Source organism: Streptomyces sp. NPDC007162 (assembly GCF_040634175.1).
GTDB lineage: Bacteria > Actinomycetota > Actinomycetes > Streptomycetales > Streptomycetaceae > Streptomyces.
The window spans coordinates 1-3342 of record NZ_JBEYFC010000748.1 but is presented as its reverse complement, the minus strand read 5'-3'; the positions used below and the strand labels follow the sequence as shown (position 1 = coordinate 3342).

Here is a 3342-nt window from a genome sequence, read left to right as displayed (position 1 = left end):
GGCGAAAAGCGGCCGAACCGGTCACGGTGACCGGCGAGCCCACGAAGGCCGACATCGAGGCGTGCTGGGAGCTGGGAGCGACGATCGCGGCCGGCCTCTCGACGGACACCTGAGCACGCCCCGCCCCGGGGCCGCCCTCTGGTGGGGCCGGGGCCGCGTGGGCGGATGGGGACGGGGTGGCGAGGGTCAGGGGGCCGGGACGGTGTGGGGTCGGTCCGGGCCGGGTTTCGGGCGGGTGCGGGTCCAGGACGGGTCGGCGGCCAGGTCAGGAATGGGGGGACGGTCCATGGGTCGACGGGTCTCCTGAGATGTGGGGGGTGGTGGAACACTCGTCCGGTGCCGTCGACAGCTCGGCCCAGACGACGCGTGCGGAGGATCCCTCCGGTCCGACCTGCACGCCCCAGTCGAGGCTGAGCGCGTCGACCAGGAACAGCCCGCGGCCGTTCTGCTCGTCGGGTCTGGCCTGCCGGGGAGCCGGCAGCGTGAAGCCGCCGTTCTGGTCCTCGACCTCGATGCGGATGCGGTCGTCGGTGACCTGCACCCGGCACACGATCCGGCGGCCCGCGGAGTGCACGATCGCGTTGGTGACCAGTTCGGAGGTCACCAGCACCGCGTTGTCGCGGGCCTCGTCGCACACCCCCCACGTGCCGAGCAGATCGCCCACGCTCCGGCGGGCGTTGCCGACCGCGCGGGGCGTCGGTGCCAGATCGAACACGCGGCTGAGCGGGGCGGGTCGGTCCCCGGAGGCGAACCGGTCGAGGCCTTGCGGCCCAGGGAGTCGACCGAGGCGTTCGCCTCCGGGTGGTCCGGGGATGCCCGTCACGTCGGACGGGCGGTGCGGGCCCTCGGCGGCGGCCATCAGGGCCGGCCGGGGCGGACCGGGTATCCGGTCGTCGGGGAGTCGGTCGAGCGGCTGGGGGAGAGAGGGCGGGGCCATCGCCGTGCGCCTTTCGTCCGGCTTCGCAGCGTGGGGCTGAGCGGTCTCGTCCGCCCCGGGCCTCTCAAGGGCAGACGACGACCCGTGCCTGGACGGCACCGGGCCGCAGCTCAGTCTCCCCCAACTGCTCTGCTTCGCCTGCTCCTTGGTCGGTCGGAGCAGTAGGCCCACTCTGGCATCTGCCAACATCGTCTCGCAACCAGCAAGTTGAAAATTGCAAGAAGTGAAGTGCATGCTGCTCCCGACACGTAGTGATCGAATGAGTCCGTGAGCCGATCGCGAGCCCATGAGACGGTGACCCTGAAACCTGGTGTGAGGGGGTAGGGCGTGACCTCGGAGACCGACTGGGGCGGTGCCCCTTCCGTCCTGCGCATGATCCTGGGCCGGCAACTGGAGGAGATGCGCACGCGGGCCGGGCTCAGCTACGAGCAGGCCGCCGCCGCGATCGGCGTCAGCCACTCCACGATCCGCCGGATGGAGGCCGCCAAGGTGGCCCGGCTCCGGCTCGCGGACGCCGAGAAACTGCTGCAGACGTACGGTGTGACGGACCGCCAGGAGGTCGACACCTTCCTGCAGTCCGTCCGCGAGGCCAACAAGCGCGGCTGGTGGCACACCTACCGCGACGTGATGCCGGACTGGTTCGCCGCGTACCTGAGCCTGGAGCAGGCCGCGTTGCAGATCCGCGCCTACGAGAACCAGTTCGTGCACGGCCTGTTGCAGACCCGCGAGTACGCCGCCGCCCTGCTCGGCGCCGGCAACCCGCACGCCCCGTCCGAGGCCACCGAGCGGATGGTGGCGCTGCGGATGCGCCGCCAGGAACTGATCACCCGGCAGGCGCCGCCCCGGCTGTGGGTCGTGATGGACGAGACGGTACTGCGCTGGCCGGTCGGCGGCGCCGGGGTCATGCGCGCCCAGATCGACCATCTGGTCGAGATCAACCGGCTGCCCAACGTCACCTTGCAGATCATGCCGTTCACCAACGGCCCGCACCCCGCCATGCGCGCGGGCGCGTACCACCTCTTCCGGTTCAAGGCACCCGAACTGCCCGACATCGTCTATCTCAACGGCCTGGTGGGCGCCGTCTACCTGGACAAGAGCGCCGACGTCGTGGTCTACCGCGAGGCCCTGGACCGGTTGGGCGCCCAGGCGGCGCCCGCCAGAAAGACCGAGGCCCTCCTCGGTGCGATTCGCAAGGAGCTCTGACGTGCACCACCCCGTACACAACGGCATCCCGTCCCGGCAACTCGGCGCGCGCGGCTGGTCCAAGCCGTGGAGCGACGACGCCGGCGGCGCCTGTGTGGAAGTGAAGAAGCTCGCCGACGGCCGGGTCGCGGTACGCCAGTCGACCGACCCCGACGGTCCCGCGCTGGTCTTCACACCCCGCGAGATGACGACCTTCCTGACCGGCGTGAAGGCGGGTGACGCCGACTTCCTGATGTGAGCCTTGCCCTGGGAACTTCCTTGCTATAGCTGATCGTTCACACACCCCCGCATCCCCCCACCTGAATGGGAGACACGGCGTTGCCCGACAACGGATGGCCGGCCGACCGCATCGACACCGAGAACGCGCACTCCGCGCGGATCTACGACTACATCCTGGGCGGCAAGGACTACTACCCCGCCGACCAGGAGGCGGGTGACGCCATGGCCCACGAGTGGCCTGCGCTCCCGATCCACATGCGTGCCAACCGCGACTGGATGAACCGTGCCGTGCGCTGGCTCGCCGAGGAGGCGGGGATGCGCCAGTTCCTGGACGTCGGGACCGGCATCCCCACCTCACCCAACCTCCACGAGATAGCCCAGGCGGTGTCCCCGGACTCCCGGGTCGTCTACGTGGACAACGACCCGATCGTCCTCACCCTGTCCCAGGGCCTGCTCTCCAGCACGCCCGAGGGCAGGACGGCGTACATCGAGGCGGACTTCCGCGACCTGACGGGTCTCTTCGACACCCCCGAACTGCGCGAGACCCTCGACCTCGACAAGCCGGTGGCGCTGACGGTGATCGCCATCGTGCACTTCATGCTCGACGCGGACGACGCGGTCGGAGTCGTACGACGGCTGCTCGAACCGCTGCCCTCCGGCAGCTACCTGGCGATGTCCATCGGCACCGCCGAGTTCGCGCCCGAGGAGGTGGGCCGGGTCGCCCGCGAGTACGCGGCCCGCAACATGCCGATGCGGCTGCGCACCATCGACGAGGCCCACGAGTTCTTCGAGGGTCTCGAGCTGGTCGAGCCGGGCATCGTGCAGGTGCACAAGTGGCACCCGGACGGCACCGGCGAGGAAGGCATCCGCGACGAGGACATCGCGATGTACGGAGCGGTCGCCCGCAAGCCCTGACCCGGACCCCGTGCCGGGACCGGGCTCACCTTCCCGGTCCCGGCAGATCGGAAGAGCGTCGGGTACGC

Annotated in this window: 4 protein-coding genes and 1 pseudogene; 4 read left to right on the top strand and 1 reads right to left on the bottom strand. The window is 70.5% G+C overall.

Annotated features, from left to right (window positions below; translation table 11 throughout):
- Positions 1-113: pseudogene (locus tag ABZ646_RS43270) on the top strand (flavodoxin family protein); the annotation flags it as partial.
- A gap of 152 nt (positions 114-265) precedes the next feature.
- Here ABZ646_RS43270 and ABZ646_RS43265 read toward each other — a convergent pair.
- Complete coding sequence (locus ABZ646_RS43265) at positions 266-937, bottom strand: ATP-binding protein (RefSeq protein WP_360532314.1); 672 nt, start codon at positions 935-937, stop codon at positions 266-268.
- Between the two features lie 327 nt (positions 938-1264).
- Between ABZ646_RS43265 and ABZ646_RS43260 the strand changes: the two genes are divergently transcribed.
- The 3 genes from ABZ646_RS43260 to ABZ646_RS43250 all read left to right on the top strand — a co-directional run bounded on the left by ABZ646_RS43260 (position 1265) and on the right by ABZ646_RS43250 (position 3274).
- On the top strand, positions 1265-2140 hold the full coding sequence (locus ABZ646_RS43260; protein ID WP_360532311.1) for a helix-turn-helix transcriptional regulator: 876 nt from the start codon (positions 1265-1267) through the stop codon (positions 2138-2140).
- Between the two features lies 1 nt (position 2141).
- A complete protein-coding gene (locus ABZ646_RS43255; protein WP_360532308.1) occupies positions 2142-2378 on the top strand; it encodes a DUF397 domain-containing protein in 237 nt (78 codons plus the stop codon).
- 80 nt (positions 2379-2458) lie between these two features.
- Positions 2459-3274 (top strand): SAM-dependent methyltransferase, encoded by an 816-nt coding sequence (locus ABZ646_RS43250; protein WP_360532305.1) that lies wholly within the window; start codon positions 2459-2461, stop codon positions 3272-3274.
- The last annotated feature ends 68 nt before the right edge of the window (positions 3275-3342 follow it).